Source organism: Streptomyces roseus (assembly GCF_001044425.1).
Classification (GTDB): domain Bacteria; phylum Actinomycetota; class Actinomycetes; order Streptomycetales; family Streptomycetaceae; genus Streptomyces; species Streptomyces roseus.
In genome coordinates this window covers 169,204-185,850 of record NZ_LFML01000149.1, presented here as the reverse complement: position 1 = coordinate 185,850, position 16,647 = coordinate 169,204, and the positions used below count along the sequence as shown (strand labels likewise).

The 16,647-nt window shown below is 74.1% G+C and carries 14 protein-coding genes and 1 pseudogene; 8 read left to right on the top strand and 7 right to left on the bottom strand.

The genetic code is table 11. From position 1 onward, the window contains the following. Positions 1-17 precede the first annotated feature (17 nt). The 4 genes from ACS04_RS31020 to ACS04_RS31005 all read left to right on the top strand — a co-directional run bounded on the left by ACS04_RS31020 (position 18) and on the right by ACS04_RS31005 (position 3,120). Positions 18-461 (top strand): MarR family winged helix-turn-helix transcriptional regulator, encoded by a 444-nt coding sequence (locus tag ACS04_RS31020; protein WP_048480135.1) that lies wholly within the window; start codon positions 18-20, stop codon positions 459-461. 83 nt (positions 462-544) lie between these two features. Continuing rightward, positions 545-1,294 (top strand): VanZ family protein, encoded by a 750-nt coding sequence (locus ACS04_RS31015; protein ID WP_048480134.1) that lies wholly within the window; start codon positions 545-547, stop codon positions 1,292-1,294. 10 nt (positions 1,295-1,304) lie between these two features. Next, on the top strand, positions 1,305-2,048 hold the full coding sequence (locus tag ACS04_RS31010; RefSeq protein ID WP_048480133.1) for a response regulator transcription factor: 744 nt from the start codon (positions 1,305-1,307) through the stop codon (positions 2,046-2,048). After that, entirely contained in the window at positions 2,041-3,120 is a 1,080-nt protein-coding gene (locus ACS04_RS31005) for a sensor histidine kinase (protein WP_048480186.1), read from the top strand. The genes ACS04_RS31010 and ACS04_RS31005 overlap by 8 nt, the downstream gene beginning before the upstream one ends. Before the next feature lie 35 nt (positions 3,121-3,155). Here ACS04_RS31005 and ACS04_RS31000 read toward each other — a convergent pair whose 3' ends face one another. Then, a complete protein-coding gene (locus tag ACS04_RS31000; RefSeq protein ID WP_048480132.1) occupies positions 3,156-3,764 on the bottom strand; it encodes a DJ-1/PfpI family protein in 609 nt (202 codons plus the stop codon). Between the two features lie 346 nt (positions 3,765-4,110). On the opposite strand from ACS04_RS31000, the gene ACS04_RS30995 reads away from it, so the two are divergent. Further along, on the top strand, positions 4,111-6,057 hold the full coding sequence (locus tag ACS04_RS30995; RefSeq protein ID WP_048480131.1) for a S53 family peptidase: 1,947 nt from the start codon (positions 4,111-4,113) through the stop codon (positions 6,055-6,057). A 140-nt stretch (positions 6,058-6,197) separates the two neighbouring features. After that, positions 6,198-7,106, top strand: coding sequence for an aminoglycoside phosphotransferase family protein (locus ACS04_RS30990; protein WP_048480130.1), 909 nt, complete (start codon positions 6,198-6,200; stop codon positions 7,104-7,106). Positions 7,107-7,168: 62 nt separating this feature from the next. On the opposite strand, the gene ACS04_RS30985 is transcribed toward ACS04_RS30990, so the two are convergent. Next, the gene (locus ACS04_RS30985) at positions 7,169-8,050 is read right to left on the bottom strand and encodes an alpha/beta fold hydrolase (RefSeq protein ID WP_245236637.1); all 882 of its coding nucleotides are present in this window, start codon (positions 8,048-8,050) and stop codon (positions 7,169-7,171) included. On the opposite strand from ACS04_RS30985, the gene ACS04_RS39825 reads away from it, so the two are divergent. After that, positions 8,036-8,755, top strand: a complete 720-nt coding sequence (locus tag ACS04_RS39825) for a TetR/AcrR family transcriptional regulator C-terminal domain-containing protein (protein ID WP_245236629.1) — start codon at positions 8,036-8,038, stop codon at positions 8,753-8,755. The genes ACS04_RS30985 and ACS04_RS39825 overlap by 15 nt on opposite strands. A gap of 174 nt (positions 8,756-8,929) precedes the next feature. Here the strand turns inward: ACS04_RS39825 and ACS04_RS30975 are convergent, their stop codons facing one another. The 3 genes from ACS04_RS30975 to ACS04_RS30965 form a co-directional block, all read right to left on the bottom strand. After that, positions 8,930-9,238: an acyl-CoA carboxylase epsilon subunit gene (locus tag ACS04_RS30975; RefSeq protein ID WP_048480129.1), complete on the bottom strand. Its 309-nt coding sequence runs from the start codon at positions 9,236-9,238 to the stop codon at positions 8,930-8,932. Further along, complete coding sequence (locus tag ACS04_RS30970; RefSeq protein ID WP_078865534.1) at positions 9,235-10,881, bottom strand: acyl-CoA carboxylase subunit beta; 1,647 nt, start codon at positions 10,879-10,881, stop codon at positions 9,235-9,237. The genes ACS04_RS30975 and ACS04_RS30970 overlap by 4 nt, the downstream gene beginning before the upstream one ends. 135 nt (positions 10,882-11,016) lie before the next feature. After that, positions 11,017-11,961: a 4'-phosphopantetheinyl transferase family protein gene (locus ACS04_RS30965; protein WP_048480182.1), complete on the bottom strand. Its 945-nt coding sequence runs from the start codon at positions 11,959-11,961 to the stop codon at positions 11,017-11,019. Between the two features lie 385 nt (positions 11,962-12,346). On the opposite strand from ACS04_RS30965, the gene ACS04_RS40190 reads away from it, so the two are divergent. Continuing rightward, positions 12,347-15,259, top strand: coding sequence for a helix-turn-helix transcriptional regulator (locus ACS04_RS40190; protein WP_280921038.1), 2,913 nt, complete (start codon positions 12,347-12,349; stop codon positions 15,257-15,259). 94 nt (positions 15,260-15,353) lie between these two features. Here ACS04_RS40190 and ACS04_RS30955 read toward each other — a convergent pair whose 3' ends face one another. Both ACS04_RS30955 and ACS04_RS30950 read right to left on the bottom strand, forming a co-directional pair. Further along, the gene (locus ACS04_RS30955; RefSeq protein ID WP_048480180.1) at positions 15,354-16,355 is read right to left on the bottom strand and encodes a 2-oxoacid:ferredoxin oxidoreductase subunit beta; all 1,002 of its coding nucleotides are present in this window, start codon (positions 16,353-16,355) and stop codon (positions 15,354-15,356) included. 40 nt (positions 16,356-16,395) lie between these two features. After that, positions 16,396-16,647: pseudogene (locus ACS04_RS30950) on the bottom strand (2-oxoacid:acceptor oxidoreductase subunit alpha); the annotation flags it as partial.

Genomic DNA, 16,647 nt, shown 5'->3' with positions numbered 1-16,647 from the left:
CACGCTATTCTTTTCCCGTGGAGAACCAAGCAGGTCACGAGATCGCGGACGCGCTGGGCATGCTGCTCCGGCGCAGCACGCGCACGCAGCTGCACCGGCGGATCACCGAGGGCATGGGTGAGGGGGTGGACGAGCTGACGTACCCCGTCCTCAGCACCCTGGCCCGGACGGGCCCGCGCAGCGCCGCCGACCTGGCGCCCGACATCGGGGTCGACCGCTCCGGCGTCACCCGCCGGGCCTCCCGGCTGGAGGCCGCCGGGCTCCTGCGCCGCGAACCGGACCCCGCCGACGGGCGCGCGCACCTGCTCGTCCTCACCGAGCAGGGCCGGGCCGCGGTGGCGCAGTTGCGCGCCCGGCTGGCCGCGCACATCACGGCGAGCCTCGCCTCGTGGCCGCCGGGCGAGGCCGAACGCTTCGCCCACGACCTGCGCCGCTTCCTGACGGAAGGCCCCTTCGCCTGACCTGCGGGGGCTTGCGCCGTATATCGCGGGCATATCGAAAACCGCATACGTCGGCGCAACGGACCTTCGTCTCCCATGGGGGCATGAACCACGACGCATCCCCCTCGGCGCCGGCCCGGCGCGCGCGCCGGGCCGTGCTCCCCGGCCTCGCGGTGCTCGGTGTGGCCGGCGCGCTGTTCCTCCTGCGCGGGCCGCTCATGATGTCCGCTCCGCGGTGCATGGCCGGGCGCTGGCACGGCTGCTACGACACCTTCAACGGAGTCGTGCTCATGACGCTGGTCACGCTGCCCCTGGCCGTGGCGGCCGCGTGGGTCCTGGCGCGCGTACGCACTGCGCGCGTACGGCCTGCACGCGTACGGACGGCCGGCGGCGGCACCAGCACCGGCACCGGCGGCTCCTCCGCGTGGCGGCTCTCGCTGGCCGAGGTGGGCATGGTCCACGGGACGGTGCCGTTCCTGTGGCTGACCATGATGCCCGGCGCCGCGCCCGGCAGCGCCCCCGCCCGGGTGAGCCTGGTACCGCTGCGGGACCTGGTCACGATGGGGCCGCTCGGGATCGTCGGCAACCTGCTGGTCTTCGCCCCGCTGGGGTTCTTCGCCCCGATCCGCTTCCCGGCCCTGGCCTCCCTGCCCCGGATCCTGGCGCTCGGGGCGGGCTGCTCGGCCCTCGTCGAGAGCGCGCAGTACGTCCTGTGGCTGGACCGGGTGTCCTCCGTGGACGACGTACTGGTCAACGCGGCGGGCGCCGTACTGGCCGGCCTGGCTTCACGCCGCTGGTGGCGCACGCCCTCGCGCACGTCCGCGCATGCACCGGCGACCTCCGCGGCTGCTTAGGCTTCGGGGCATGCGCGTACTGATCGTGGAGGACGAGCCCTACCTGGCCGAGGCCGTCCGGGACGGTCTGCGGCTGGAGGCGATCGCCGCCGACATCGCCGGGGACGGCGACTCAGCCCTGGAACTGCTCAGCATCCACTCCTACGACCTCGCGGTCCTCGACCGCGACATCCCCGGCCCCTCCGGCGACGAGGTCGCCCGGCGCATCGTCGCCTCCGGCAGCGGCATCCCGATCCTCATGCTCACCGCCGCCGACCGGATCGACGACAAGGCCTCCGGGTTCGGGCTCGGCGCCGACGACTACCTCACCAAGCCCTTCGAGCTGAGGGAGCTCGTCCTGCGGCTGAGGGCCCTCGACCGCAGGCGCGCGTACGCCCGGCCGCCGGTGCGCGAGATCGCGGGCCTGCGGCTCGACCCCTTCCGCCGGGAGGTCTTCCGCGACGGGCGCTACGTCGCGCTCACCCGCAAGCAGTTCGCCGTGCTGGAGGTACTCGTCGGCGCCGGGGGCGGGGTCGTCAGCGCCGAGGAGCTGCTGGAACGGGCCTGGGACGAGAACGCCGACCCCCTCACCAACGCCGTGCGCATCACCGTCTCCGCCCTGCGCAAACGGCTCGGGGAACCGTGGGTCATCGCCACCGTGCCGGGTGTCGGCTACCGCATCGAGACCGGTCCCGACGGCGGTGCCGGTACGTACCCGGCCCCTGGCGGTCCGACCGGTCCGAACGCCCCCGGTCCCGGCCGTACGCATGGATAGGCGCCCCGGGATCAGCGCCCGGCTGAAACTCACCCTCAGCTACGCCGGGTTCCTCGCCGTCGCCGGCGCCCTCCTGCTGGCCGTGGTGTGGGGGTTCCTGCTGCGCTACGTACCCGACAACAGCCAGGGCCTGCTCGGGGTCTCACCCAACCGCTACCTCCTCGTGCACACCTTCGCCCCCGCGGCGGCGGTGGCGATGGCCTTCCTGCTCGTGTTCGGCCTGGTCGGGGGATGGATCCTGGCCGGTCGCATGCTCGCACCGCTCACGCAGATCAGGGACGCGGCGCGGACGGCCGGGACCGGATCGCTGTCCCACCGGATCCGGATGAAGGGCCGCCAGGACGAGTTCCGCGAGCTCTCCGACGCGTTCGACTCCATGCTCGGGCAACTCGAATCCCACGTCGCCGAGCAGCAGCGGTTCGCCGCCAACGCCTCCCACGAACTGCGCACCCCGCTGGCCATCTCGCGCACGCTCCTCGACGTCGCCCGCAAGGACCCCGGGCGGGACCGGGGCGAGCTCATCGAGCGGCTGTCCGTGGTCAACACGCGGGCGATCGACCTCACCGAGGCCCTGCTGCTGCTCGCCCGCGGTGACCGCGGGGACTTCACCCGTGAGAGCGTCGACCTCTCCCTCCTCGCCGAAGAGGCCGCCGAAACGCTGCTCCCCCTCGCCGAGCGGCGCCGGATCACGCTCGACGTCACCGGCGGAGCGGCCCCGGCCGGCGGCTCCGCGGAGCTCCTGCTGCGGATGGTGACGAACCTCGTCCAGAACGCGATCGTCCACAACCTCCCCGCCGGGGGCACCGTGACGGTCCACACCGGGGCGTACGGGGGCACGAGCGTGCTGCGGGTCGAGAACACCGGCCCCCCGCTGCCGCCGGACCTGGTGGCGACCCTCACCGAACCCTTCCGGCGCGGATCGGACCGCGTACGCACCGACGAGCACGCCGGAGCCGGCCTGGGCCTCGCCATCGTGCAGAGCGTCGTCCGCGCCCACGACGGCACCCTCGACGTTCTCCCCCGGCCCGGCGGGGGCCTCCTCGTCACGGTCCGGCTTCCCGGCGGCCCGTAGGCGGAGGGGGCGCGGGGGGCGTCGGATCGCCTCGGTCAGCGACGTACCGACTCGGGCGTGCGGATGGCGCGCAGGGTGCGCTCCACCGTCTCCCGCTGCTCGCCCACCGGGGCGGCGTAGGCGATGGCGGCCCGCGCGGCCTCCTCGCCGAGCGTACGGGTGATCGTCCACGCGGCGAGGTACTGCGAGGCCAGGCAGCCGCCCGCCGTGGCGATGTTGCCCTCGGAGTGGAAGGGCGCGTCCAGCACGGTGACGCCGCAGGCCTCGACGTACGGGCGGCTCGTCAGGTCCGCGCAGGCCGGCATCCCGCCGAGCAGCCCGAGCCGGGCGAGGACCAGCGCGCCGGAGCACTGCGAGCCGATCAGCTGCCGCGCGGGGTCCAGGGGCAGCTGGGCGAGCAGCCGGTCGTCGGCGACCACGTCGCGCGTCTTGACCCCGCTGCCGATCAGTACGACGTCGGCGTCCGGGATGAACTCCATCGGGCGCTGGCCGGTGACCTCGACGCCGTTCATCGACGTGACCACGGGCGTCGGCGTGGTGATGAAGGCTTCCAGGCCGTCCTTGCGGCACCGGTTGATCAGGGCCGACGCGATGAAGCTGTCGAGTTCGTTGAACCCGTCGAACGTGACCACCGCTACCTGCATGCCGACCTCCCGGGAATGGCGTTCAAGACGCCAGCCTCTCAGGTGCGCGGCTGCGGGTCACAGGCCAATCCACCACCAGTGGCCTGCCCGGCTCCCTCTCCTCTCCCCTCCCCCGCCACCGCCACCGCCCCACCACCGCCCCGGCCCCCGGCACGGCCACCGCCTCGGTCCGCCGCGGCTGCGGGTTCGTCAATTCCCTTTCCTGGCAAGCTCTTTTGGGTTTCTTGATCGCTCCGTGCCCCTGACGTGAACGGTTCCTGACAAGAGTTGCGGCGGTACGCCGCGCACCTCGCGGCGGTCCGCGCAACCAGCTCTCGACGGACTCCACTTCACTGCAGGGGATGAGATGAGAAGCACCCGCACAGGGCGCCGCACCCTAGGTGTCATGGCAGCGACACTCCCATTGCTCACCGGCGCGTTCGCCCTGGCGATACCGCCCGCGCAGGCCGCCGGGCCCGTCCCCGGAGGGCGGGCCGCCCTGGAGGGGACCCAGCCCTCCTGGGCCACCGCCTCCGCCGACCAGGGCACGGTCGCCCCGTCCGCGAAGGTGAACGCCCGGGTGTACCTGGCCGGGCGGGACGCGAAGGGGCTCACCGCCTACGCCGAGTCCGTCTCGGACCCGCGGTCCTCCGCTTACGGGAAGTACCTGAGCCCCGCGGAGGCGAGCCTGCGGTTCGGGCCGACCGCCGAGCAGATCGGGGCCGTCACCGGCTGGCTCCGGCAGGCGGGTCTCACGGTGACCGGTTCCGACCAGCACTACATATCCGTCTCCGGGGACGCGGCGGCGGCGGAGAAGGCGTTCGCCACCCAGCTGCACGGCTACCGCAAGGGCGACAAGGTCTACCGGGCCCCCGCCAGGGCGGCGTCCGCCCCCGCGGACCTGGCCGGCGCCGTGCTCACCGTCACCGGTCTGGACGACGCCCCGCACCGGTCCGCGCACCAGGACACGCTGCCGGGCCCGGGCGCCGGGTTCCGCAACGCCGGACCCTTCTCCACCTACTTCGGGTCGAACGTGGCGAAGACCCTCCCCGACGCCAACGGCACCAAGATCCCCTACGCGGTCAAGGGGTACACGGGGCAGCAGTTGCGCGCGGCCTACGGCGCGAACGGGTACACCGGTCAGGGGGTGACCGTCGCCATCACGGACGCGTACGCCTCGCCGACCATCGCCCAGGACGCGCGCCAGTACGCGCAGCGCAACGGCGACAAGGCGTACAAGGCCGACCAGCTCCGCCAGGTCGTGCCCGCCGACTACACGGCGACCCAGGAGTGCGACGCGTCCGGCTGGTACGGGGAGGAGACCCTCGACGTCGAGGCCGTGCACGCCGTCGCACCGGACGCGGGCATCGTCTACGTCGCGGGTGCCTCGTGCAACGACCCGGACCTTCTCGACGCCCTGAACAAGGTCGTCGACAGCAGGCTGGCCGACATCGTCTCGAACTCGTGGGGCGACATCGAGGCCAACGAGACCCCGGACATCGCGGCGGCCTACGACCGGACGTTCAAGCTGGGTGCCGTCGAGGGCATCGGCTTCTACTTCTCCTCCGGCGACAACGGGGACGAGGTCGCCAACACCGGGAAGAAGCAGGTCGACACCCCGGCCAACTCGGCGTGGGTGACCGCCGTGGGCGGTACCTCACTGGCCGTGGGCAAGGGCAACGCCTACCAGTTCGAGACGGGCTGGGGCACGCTCAAGGCGCCGCTGAGTGCCGACGGCACCAGCTGGACGGGCTTCCCGGGCACCTACACGGGCGGCGCGGGCGGCGGCACGAGTGCGACGGTCGCCCAGCCCGCCTACCAGCGGGGCGTCGTACCCGACTCCCTCGCCAAGGCAAACGGCACGGCGCGCATGCGCACCGTCCCGGACATCGCGGCCGTCGCGGACCCCAACACCGGGTTCCTCGTCGGACAGACGCAGAGCTGGCCCGACGGCTCGGTCTCGTACGACGAGTACCGCATCGGCGGCACCTCGCTCGCGGCCCCGGTCATCGCCGGGGTGCAGGCGCTGGCGCAGCAGGCCCGCCACCTGCCGATCGGCTTCGCGAACCCCGCGATCTACTTCCGCTTCGGGACCCCGCTCTACCATGACGTCACCGACCACCCGCTGGGCAAGGACCGCGACCTCGCCGTCGCCCGCGTGGACTTCGCGAACGCCGTCGATGCCGCGGACGGGCTGCTGACCTCGGTCCGCAGCCTCGGCAAGGACAGCTCGCTGGCCGCCGTCCGCGGCTACGACGTGGTGACGGGCGTCGGGTCGCCGGCCCCGGGCTACGTCTCCTCGTACCGCTGGTAGCCTCCACCGCACCCCGCCGCCCGAGACCCACCGGCTCGGGCGGCCGGGGCCGGGGTCGGGGTCGGGGTCGGGTCCATCATCGCCGCGGGCCGGAGAAATCCCTTGGCAGGGCCACCCGTCCGGCGGGTACGTTCCCCGGCATGTACGGCACGAGCACGAAGATGCACCCGGACGAGGTCGACACCGACGAGGCCCTCGTCGGGCGGCTGGTCGCGGCGCAGTTCCCGCGGTGGGCCGGGATGCCCGTACGGAAGGTGCGCTCGGCCGGCACGGACAACGCCATGTACCGGCTGGGCGAGGACATGAGCGTACGGCTCCCCCGCATACCCGGTGCCGAAGGCCAGGTCGCCAAGGAGCAGCGCTGGCTGCCGCACCTCGCGCCGCACCTGCCGTTGGACGTACCCGTCCCGCTGGGGCAGGGGGTCGCGGGCGAGGGGTACCCGTTCGCGTGGTCGGTGTACCGCTGGCTCGACGGTGAGAACCTCTTCGACGAGCCGCTCAGCGGGCTGCACGACGCCGCGGCCGGGCTGGGACGGTTCGTCGCGGCGCTGCGGCGCGTCGACACCACCGGCGCACCGCGGTCGTTCCGGGGCGGCCCGGTGGGTGCGGAGGATGCCGGAGTCCGGGCCGCGATCAGGGACCTGGGCGCCGACGGCACGCTGGACGCGGAGGCGGCGACCGCCGCGTGGGAGGCCGCCGTCCGCGTCCCGCAGTGGGAGGGCGCGCCCGTCTGGCTGCACGGCGATCTCCTGCCGGGGAACGTCCTCGGCCACCGCGGCCGCCTCAGCGCGGTCATCGACTTCGGCTGCGTGGGCGTCGGCGATCCGGCGTGCGACGTGATGGCGGCGTGGACCCTGCTGTCCGCCGGCACCCGCGAGGTGTTCCGGGAGGCGGCGGGCGTGGACGACGCGACGTGGGCCCGGGGGCGCGGTTGGGCGCTGCGCTTCGGACTCACGGCGGAGCACCACTACCGCGTGAGCAACCCCGTCCTGGCCCGCGTCGCCCACCGGGCGGCGGCCGAGGCGATCGCCGACCACCACAGCCGCTGAGGCGTCTGCGCGCGTCGCGGGGCGCCGGTCGCCGGTCGCTGGTTGCCGGCGGCGGCCACCGGTCAGGCCGCGCGGCTGCCGCCGGCCGCGCCGCTCACCACCGGGCGGACGCGGGTCAGCAGCAGGTGCAGGAAGCGGTCCGGGTGGCGGAACGCGGCGAAGTGGCTGGCATCCTCGATCAGGGCGAACTCCTTGACCGGGGCCGCCACCTCGTCGAAGAACGAGCGGGCGCGCTCGGGCGGGGTGATCACGTCCCGGTCGCCCTGGAAGACGTAGAACGGCAGCTCGAAGCGGGTGCCGTCCGCGCGGTCGTCGAACGCGGCGAGGGCGGGGGTCAGCCGCGCGGAGAACTTCATGCCCGCGAAGTAGCGGCCGATGTCGCGCAGCGAGTGCAGCGGGGAGAACCAGAGCGAGCGCAGCACGACCCGTTTGAGGGTGTCCAGGGTCAACGGGTCGGAGGCAACGGTCAGTTTGTCGTAGGCGGCCCGCTGATCGGCGGTGAGCGGGTGCGGGGCGCGGCCCATCTCCTCCACCGCGGCGGCCTCCTTGTGCTTGCCGGCTGCGCGCAGCCGGGCCGGCAGCGCCTCGTGGACCGAGGTGTCGCGGCCGGCGTCCAGGATGTTCTGGTCGGTGCCGACGTACGCGCAGTACAGCTCGGGGTGGCTGCGGGCCAGGCGCAGGCCGAAGACGCTGCCGAGCGAGCTCGCCACGAGGACGACCCGGTCGGCGCCGAGCCGCTCGCGGGCGTACCGGGTGACGTCGAGGGCGTCCTCGCAGAGCCGGTCGAAGCTCATCTCGCCCTGCCCCTGTGGGCCGGAGCGGCCGAAGGTCTTGCCCGCGCCGCGCATGTCCCAGCGCACGAGCGTGAAGTGCGCCTCCCAGGACCGGGTGCGGGTGGCGAAGATCGAGTGGGAGGCGCCGGGTCCGCCGTGGATCTCGACCATCACCGGGTTGGCCGTTTCCTCGCCGCGGATCGAGATCCACTGCTCGATGCCGCCGATCCGGACGAAGCGCTGCTCGTCGATGCCGTTCGGGCTGTCGATGCGCAGCTGCCGGGCGCCGCCGGCGCGCCGCAGGGCGCGGTGGCCGAGCAGGCCGGTGACCGGTGCGGCGAGGAGTACCGCGGAGCGCTGTACCGCTACGTCCTGGGCAAGGCGGAGCTGCTCGACCTGATGGTCGACGCCGCCTTCGGGCCGGCGCCCGACGTCGCCGCCGTTGCGGGGGGCTGGCGGCCGCGGCTGGAGGTGTGGGCCCGGGCGTGCTGGCAGGAGTACCGGCGCCGGCCGTGGATGGTGGCCGCCACGGGGATGCGCCGGCAGCTGATGGGTCCCCGCCAACTGGCCTGGCTCGACTCGGCGTTCGCCGCGATGGCGGGGACGGGTCTCCCGTACGCGCAGCAGCACGCCGCCTTCCTGCTGCTCGTGGGGCACGTACGCGGCTTGGCGCAGCAGCTCGTCGACGACGACGAGGAGCGACGGCAGGAGTGGAACCGGCTCACGGCGGACGTGTGGGCGCGCCACGGCGACCGGTTCCCCGCGCTGACCGCCGCCATCGCGGGTGGGGCCTTCGCCTCCCGCCCGGGCGATCCGCTCGACTTCGGGCTGGAGCGGATCCTGGACGGCGTGGCCGCGCTGATCGAGCGGAGCTGATCGGGGTGTGCAGCACGCCCGGGGCCGGGGGGAGGGCGGGGCCCCGGGCGTGCCGACGGCCGCCCGGGCCGGGAGGGGGCGGCCCGGGCATGCCGCTGACCGCCCGGCCTGGGGGGGTGGCCGGGCGGCGTGCGGGATCGTCCTTCGTGTGGGGGGCGGGCGGTGGGTGAGGGCCTACGAGGCCCAGGCGCCCGGCGCGATGAAGGACGGTCGGGGGCGCAGGGGCAGCTTGTGCACCCGCGCCTCCGTCTGTGAGGACTGCGCCTCGCTCTGGAGCCGGAGACGGGCGGTGAGGAGCACGGCCAGGGCCGCGACCTCCTCCGCGGTCGGGTTGCCCTTGGTGATGCGGAGGGAGGCCGCGAGGGTGAGGGCCGACATGTCGCCGGCTGCGTCCGGGGTGGGGCCCGGGGTCGCGCCCGGCGTGGGGCCCGCGGTCGCGTCCGGGGTGGGGCCCGGGGTCGGCTCGGGCGTGGGGGCGGTCACAGGGGCACGTTCCCGTGCTTGCGGCTCGGCTGCTGCGTGTGCTTCGTACGCAGCATGTCGAGGGTGGAGATGAGCCGCGCGCGCGTCTCGGCCGGGTCGATGACGTCGTCCACGAGGCCGCGTTCGGCCGCGTAGTACGGATGCATCAGCTCGGTCTGGTACTCCTTGATCTTCTGCGCGCGCGTGGCGTCGGGATCGTCCGAGGCGTTGATCTCGCGCCGGAAGATGACGTTCGCCGCGCCCTCCGCGCCCATCACCGCGATCTCGTTCGACGGCCAGGCCAGCGCCACGTCCGCGCCGATGGAGCGGGAGTCCATGACGATGTACGCGCCGCCGTACGCCTTGCGCAGGATCAGCGAGATCCGCGGGACGGTCGCGTTGCAGTACGCGTACAGCAGCTTCGCGCCATGCCGGATGATCCCGTTGTGCTCCTGGTCGACGCCCGGCAGGAAGCCGGGCACGTCGATCAGTGTGACCAGCGGGATGCTGAACGAGTCGCAGAACTGGACGAAGCGGGCCGCCTTCTCGGAGGCCTGGATGTCCAGGACGCCCGCCAGGTGCGCCGGCTGGTTGGCGACGATGCCGACGACGTGGCCGCCGAGGCGGGTCAGCGCGCAGACGACGTTCTGCGCCCACTGGGCGTGGACCTCGAAGTAGTCCCCGTGGTCGGCGACCTCCTCGATGAGGTCGCGGATGTCGTAGCCCTGGGTGGGCTTGGCCGGGACCAGGTCCAGCAGGCTCTCGCACCGCCGGTCGACCGGGTCCTCCAGGTCGCCGGCGGGGGAGAGTTCGCGGTTGTTGGAGGGGAGCAGCGACAGGAGGTGGCGTACGTCCTCCAGGCAGCTCTGCTCGTCGTCGTACGCGAACGCCGCCACACCCGAGGCTCCGGCGTGGCTGTCGGCCCCGCCGAGGTGTTCCATCGTGACGGCCTCGCCGGTCACGGCCTGGACCACGTCCGGGCCGGTGATGAACATCTGCGAGGTGCCGCGCACCATGAACACGAAGTCCGTGAGGGCGGGCGAGTACGCGGCGCCGCCGGCGCAGGGGCCCAGGATCACGGAGATCTGCGGGATCACGCCGGAGTTGCGGACGTTGCGCTGGAAGATGCCGCCGTAGCCGGCGAGCGCGGTGACGCCCTCCTGGATACGGGCGCCCGCGCCGTCGCACAGGCCGACGATCGGGGCGCCGGCCGCCTCGGCCAGGTCCATCAGCTTGTGGATCTTCTCCGCGTGCGCCTCGCCCAGCGCGCCGCCGAAGATGCGGAAGTCGTGGGCGTACGCGAAGACGGTGCGGCCGTGGACCTTGCCCCAGCCGGTGACGACGCCGTCCGTGTGCGGCTTCTTGTCCTCCAGGCCGAAGCCGGTGGCACGGTGCTTGCGGAGCTGCTCGACTTCGTTGAACGTTCCCTCGTCAAAGAGCAGTTCGATGCGCTCGCGGGCGGTCAGCTTGCCCTTCGCGTGCTGGGCGGCGGTGGCGCGCTCGCTCGGGCCGGCCTCGGCCAGCGCCCGTACCGCGTGCAGTTCCGCGGTGCGCTCGCGCAGGGAGGCGAAGCGGGTCTCCTCGCGGCGCGGGGAGACCGGAGCCGCGGGTCGGGAGTCCGGCGCGAGTACGGTCTCCAGTGGTCTTTCCTCGACGATGCTCATACGGGCCCTTTCGACACAGAGGCACCGGGTCCGGCCGGTGTCGCGTCGCCCAGCTTCACCGTGGGCGCTACAGCTTGGCTTGATTCCGGCCCGGGAGCGGGTCGAGCTCCGGGCCGGGGCGTGCGGCGTTGCCGGTCACACGGGGTCCAGCAGGCCGGAGACCATCGCGACGAAACCCTCGTCGAGCATGGTGGACACGGCGGTGTCGCGGGACGGGTCGAGCCCGGCGTCGTGGCAGGCGATGCTGACGAGGTACCGGCCGAGGACGGGGTAGGTGCCGAAGGCCCATTCGCCGTGGGCGGCGGGGGTGCCGTCGGGGGCGAGCAGCCCGGTGTCGGCGGCGTGGCCGGTGCTCCTGGCGGTGCCACTGCCGCTGCGACTGCCGCCCGTGGCGGGCGTGGCGGGCGTGGCGGGCGTGGCGGGCGTGGCGCCTGCGCCGCCCGTGGCGAAGCCGAACTCGGAGAAACCCATCCGCAGGCCCTGGCCGAGGGCCTTCGTGTACGCCTCCTTCAGCGTCCACAGGCGCAGCATGCCGGCGGACTGCTCCGCCTCGGGGAGGGCCGCGAGCTCGGCGCGCTCGGCCTCGGTGCACACCTGGTTCTGGAGCAGGGAGAACGCCAGCCTGCGGTCGGCGGGTTCGGTGTCGATGCCGATGCGGCCGTTGCGGCTGATGCCGACCGCGATCAGTTCGTCGGTGTGGGTGAGGCTCAGGTCGATCTGGTCCAGGCCGCGCAGGTACGGGCGCCCGCCGGGCTTGTACGAGAGGTCCAGCTTGGCGGGGTCGGTCCCGAGGGCGGCGGCGGCCGTGTACCGGACCGCGAGCCGGGAGGCGACGAAGCGGAAGCGGATGGCCGGATCGGTGGTGTGGCGGTAGCGCTGCCAGTCCCGGCCGAGCAGCGGCCTCAGGGCGGGCTCCGCGAGGGCGGCGGTCAGCCACTCGCCCCAGGTGGTGTGGACGGAGGCGTTGCCGCGCCGGGCCATGCCCTCCCGTACGGCTTCCCAGGGCCCGGCGGGGCCGGTGACGTGGACGGGCGCCGTGATGCGCCCGTGCTGCGCGGCGTCGCACCGGGGTTCTTCCATCGGCGTCGGCATCGGCATCGCCCTCTCGTGGCAGGTGTTTCCGCTGGCGGCGGCGGTGGCGTGGCGCTGTCACGCTCGGCGCCGCGGGTCGAGGAATCCTCGAAGTCCGCTCGAGGAGCACCACAGGCTGCCCAGCGGAACGATCGGTACCGGGTCGCCGGGGCCGGCCCCCGCCACCGGGAACCCCTCGGCCGCCGCCCCGGCGGGGCAGGGGTCGGCCCGCACGCATGACCGGCCCCTACGCCGGCGCCGTACGGGGTGCCGTCGCGCGTTCCGAGCCGGGAGGCAGGCATAGGGGGCCGGTGGCCACCCCGGGCGGCCCGGGGTCTTTTTGCTCCGTCCCCGCTCGACCACCCCTGTAGGCGCGGCTTCGACCCTGGCCGGGGTGAGGGGTGGGGTTTCGATGACGGGGGCACGGATGACGCTGGTCGGCAGGGACGCGGCGCTCGGGGCGCTGGACACGGCGCTCGCGGAGTGCGCCGAGGGGGGCGCGCGGATCGTTCTGGCCGAAGGCGCCACGGGCTGCGGCAAGAGCGCGCTGGTGGACGCGGCCGCCGAACGGGCCCGCGCGGCCGGTGCGTTGGTCCTGACCGCGGTCGCCTCCCCCGAGGAGCGCCACGTCGCCCTGGGTGTGCTGCGGCAACTGGCCCACGGCGAGGCGGGCTTCGCCCTGCCCGCGCCGACGCCGGGGCCGATGCCCGTGTCGGCGCCGCGGCCGGGGCTCACCAACGGGGCCGCGCCCGGGCCGGAGGCCGACGGGGCGGGCTCGCCGCCGGCGCGGGTGGAGGCCATGCAGGCCTTCTGCGCACGGCTGCGGGAGCTGAGCGCCGAGCGGCCCGTCGTGCTCGTCGTCGACGACGTCCAGCACGCCGACGGAGCCTCCCTCCAGTACCTCCGGTACCTGGCCCGGCACGCCCGTACGGCCGCCGTCCTGACCGTGCTGACCGGCACCCCGCACGCCGAGGACCTCGATCCGGTCTTCACCACCGAGCTGATGCGCCAACCGCACTTCACCCGACTCCGCCTCGACCGCCTCACCCCCACCGAGGTGGCCGCGGCCCTCGCCGCCCTGCGCCCGGCCGATGGCCCGCGGCCTCCCGGCACCGACGTACCGGCCGGGGAGCCCGCGCGGACCGGAGCGTCCTTAGCGCACGAGGGGCTCGCCTCCAGCGGCGGGGCCACCCCGACAGACGTGCTCGCGCCCGTCGGCGGGTTCCCGTCCGCCGGCGATCTGCACCGGATCAGCGGGGGCAACCCCCTGCTGCTGCGCGCCCTCGTCGAGGAGACCGTGGCCGGGACCGGGGCCGGGCAGCCTCCCGCGCCCGAGGCGGGCGGCCCGTACGCCCAGGCCGTCGCGACCTGCCTGCACCGCACCGGGCCCACCGCGCTCGCCGCCGCCCGCACCGCGGCCGTACTCGGGGAACAGGCCACCCCCGACCGGGTCGTACGCCTCCTCGGCGGATCCGCGACGGGCGCCCGGCGGGCCCTGGCCGCCCTGGAGGCCGCGGGCCTCGTGGAAGCCGCCGCCGGGCGGCCGGAGGGCGTCCGGTTCCGGCATGCCGCCGCGCGGGCCGCCGTACTGGAGGACACCGCCCCCGGCGTCCGCGCCGACCTGCACCGCCGGGCCGCCCGGCTGCTGCGGGAGGACGGCGCACCCGCCACCACCGTCGCCGAGCACCTGTCGACCGCCTCCGCCGATCCCGAAGCCGGCCTCGGCGCCGGCCTCGACGCCGGCTTCGGCGCCGATCCCCAGGCCGATCCCGATCCCGATCCGGATCCCGACCCCGCCTCCGACCCCGCCGACGTCGAGGTGCTGCTCGAAGCCGCCGAGGAACTGGCGGCCCGGGGGGACGCCCGCGTCGCCACGCGGCTCCTAGAACTCGCCCTCCGGGCGGCCGCCGACGCCGAGACCCGCCACGGGATCCGGCTACGCCTGGCCCAGGTCGCGTCCCGCTTCGACCCGGCGGCGGCCGAACGCCGGCTCACCGCCCTGCTCGAAGCACACCGCTCCGCCGCCCAGAACACCGAGCACACCCGGCTGCTCGCCGGGCTGCTGTACGCGCAGGGGCGGATCGGGGAGGCCGCGGAGCTCGCCCCCGGCGGAGCCGGAGGCCCGGCCGCGGCGTTCGACACCGAGCTCGATACGCCCTGGGCCGTCAGCGAACGGCTCTTGCAGGGAAGCCGGCTGGCCGAGGCCACCGCCGCACCGCTCGCGCAGGCCGTGCGGTCGCTGACCGCCTCCGACCAGCCCGACCGCGCCGTCCGGTGGAGCCGAAAGCTGCTGGCCGAGGCGGGGGCAGCCGACGCGCCCGGCTGGGTCTCCCTCTTCGGCACGCTCCACGCCGAGGCCCTGCAGCGGCTCGGCGACCTCGCCGGGGCCCACGCCCACGCCACCGCCGCCCTCCAGGCCCTCCCCGACCGGGCCGGCAGCGCGTTCCACTGCGCGCCGACGTCCGTTCTGATCCGGGCGTGCAGCGCCATGGGCCGGTTCACCGAGGCCTCCCGGCTCGCCGACCGCCAGCTGCCGCCGCGGCTGCCGGCCGGCCTGCACGGGCCGGCGTACCTGCGCGCCCGCGGCCTGCACCGCCTCGCCGTCAACCAGCCGCACGCCGCGCTCGCCGACTTCCTGGAGGCCGGACGCCTCCTGGCGGACTGGGGCATCGACCGCCCCGCCCACCTCCCCTGGCGCACCGACGCCGCCGGGGCCCTCCTGCTCCTCGGCGAGGCCGGGCAGGCCGAGCAGCTCGTACTCGACCAACTCGCCCACCCCGACGCGCGGCGGCCCTGGGTACGCGGGCTCTCCCTGCGCCTGCGCGCCCTCACCGGCGAACCCCGGCGCAGGAGCGCCCTGCTGGGCCAGGCCGTCGAGGAACTGCACCGCTCGGGCGACCGCGTCGAGACAGCCCGTGCGATGGCCGATCTCGGCCGCGCCCTCCAGTACGAGGGCTCCCCCAAGGGCAACACGATGATCCGCAACGCCTGGAACCTCGCGAAGGACAGCGAGGCCGTCGCCCTGTGCCGGGAGATCCTCCCGGACGCGCCCCTGACCCCGCCCGTACGCGACCGGACGCAGCCGGGCGGTCACACGGCGGACGGCGGGGCCAAGCTGAGCGGTTCGGAACAGCGGGTGGCGACGCTGGCGGCCCAGGGGCTCACCAACCGGGAGATCTCCGCGAAGCTCTTCCTGACGGTGAGCACCGTCGAACAGCACCTCACCCGCGTCTACCGCAAGCTCCGGATCAGCTCGCGCGGCGATCTGCCGATGGACCTGACGCCCGTCAGCCGGACGGCGGTCTGACCCGGTACCGGCCCCCGACCGTTCCGGTCGGGGGCCGGTACGAGCCGAGCCACGCTCTTGTGTCGGTGGGCCGCCCGGGGGCCGGCTCCGCCGCTCAGGCCACGACCGTCCACGTGTCGTTGCCGGCCATGACGCCCGCCAGGTCGCCCTCGCCCTTGCTGTCGACGGCCGCCTGGAGCTGCTCCGCCATCAGGGTGTCGTAGACGGGGCGTTCGACGTCGCGGAAGACTCCCATGGGCGTGCGGTGGAGGGTGTCCGCGTCGGCCAGGCGGGAGAGCGCGAAGGCGGTGGTCGGGGACTTGGCGTGGGCGTCGTGGACGAGGATCGCCGATTCGTTCTCCGGCGTCACGTCCACCACGTCCAGGTCGCCGGTGGCCGGGTTCCGTACGACGCCCTTGTGGCCGTCGGCGCCGAACCGGATCGGCTGCCCGTGCTCCAGCCGGATCACCGCCTCCTGGGCGGTCTGCTTGTCCTTCAGCACCTCGAAGGCGCCGTCGTTGAAGATGCTGCAGTTCTGGTAGATCTCCACCAGGGCAGTGCCCTGGTGGTCGGCGGCGGCGCGCAGGACCTCGGTGAGGTGCTTGCGGTCGGAGTCGACGGTCCGGGCGACGAAGGTGGCCTCGGCGCCGAGCGCCAGTGAGACGGGGTTGAAGGGCGCGTCGAGCGAGCCCATGGGGGTGGATTTGGTGATCTTGCCGACCTCGCTGGTCGGCGAGTACTGGCCCTTGGTCAGCCCGTAGATCCGGTTGTTGAACAGCAGGATCTTCAGGTTGACGTTGCGGCGCAGTGCGTGGATCAGGTGGTTCCCGCCGATGGAGAGCGCGTCGCCGTCGCCGGTGACCACCCACACCGACAGGTCGCGGCGGGAGGTGGCCAGGCCCGTGGCGATGGCCGGGGCACGGCCGTGGATCGAGTGCATCCCGTACGTGTTCATGTAGTACGGGAAACGCGAGGAGCAGCCGATCCCCGAGATGAAGACGATGTTCTCCTTCGCCAGCCCGAGCTCCGGCATGAAGCCCTGCACGGCCGCGAGCACGGAGTAGTCCCCGCAGCCCGGGCACCAGCGGATCTCCTGGTCGGAGCGGAAGTCCTTCATCGACTGCTTGGCCTCGGCCTTCGGCACGAGGTTGAGGAGCTCACTGGCCACGGTTCGCCTCCTGAATGGCGTCGGCCAGCTGTCCGGCCTTGAACGGCATGCCGTTGATCTGGGTGAAGGAGATGACGTCGACGAGGAAGTCGGCGCGCAGGAGCCGGGCGAGCTGTCCCATGTTCATCTCCGGGACGAGCACGCGCTCGTAGCGCCCGAGGACCTCGCCCAGGTTCTTCGGGAAGGGGTTGAGGTGGCGCAGGTGGGCCTGCGCGACGGCTTCCCCGACCGTGCGGAGTTC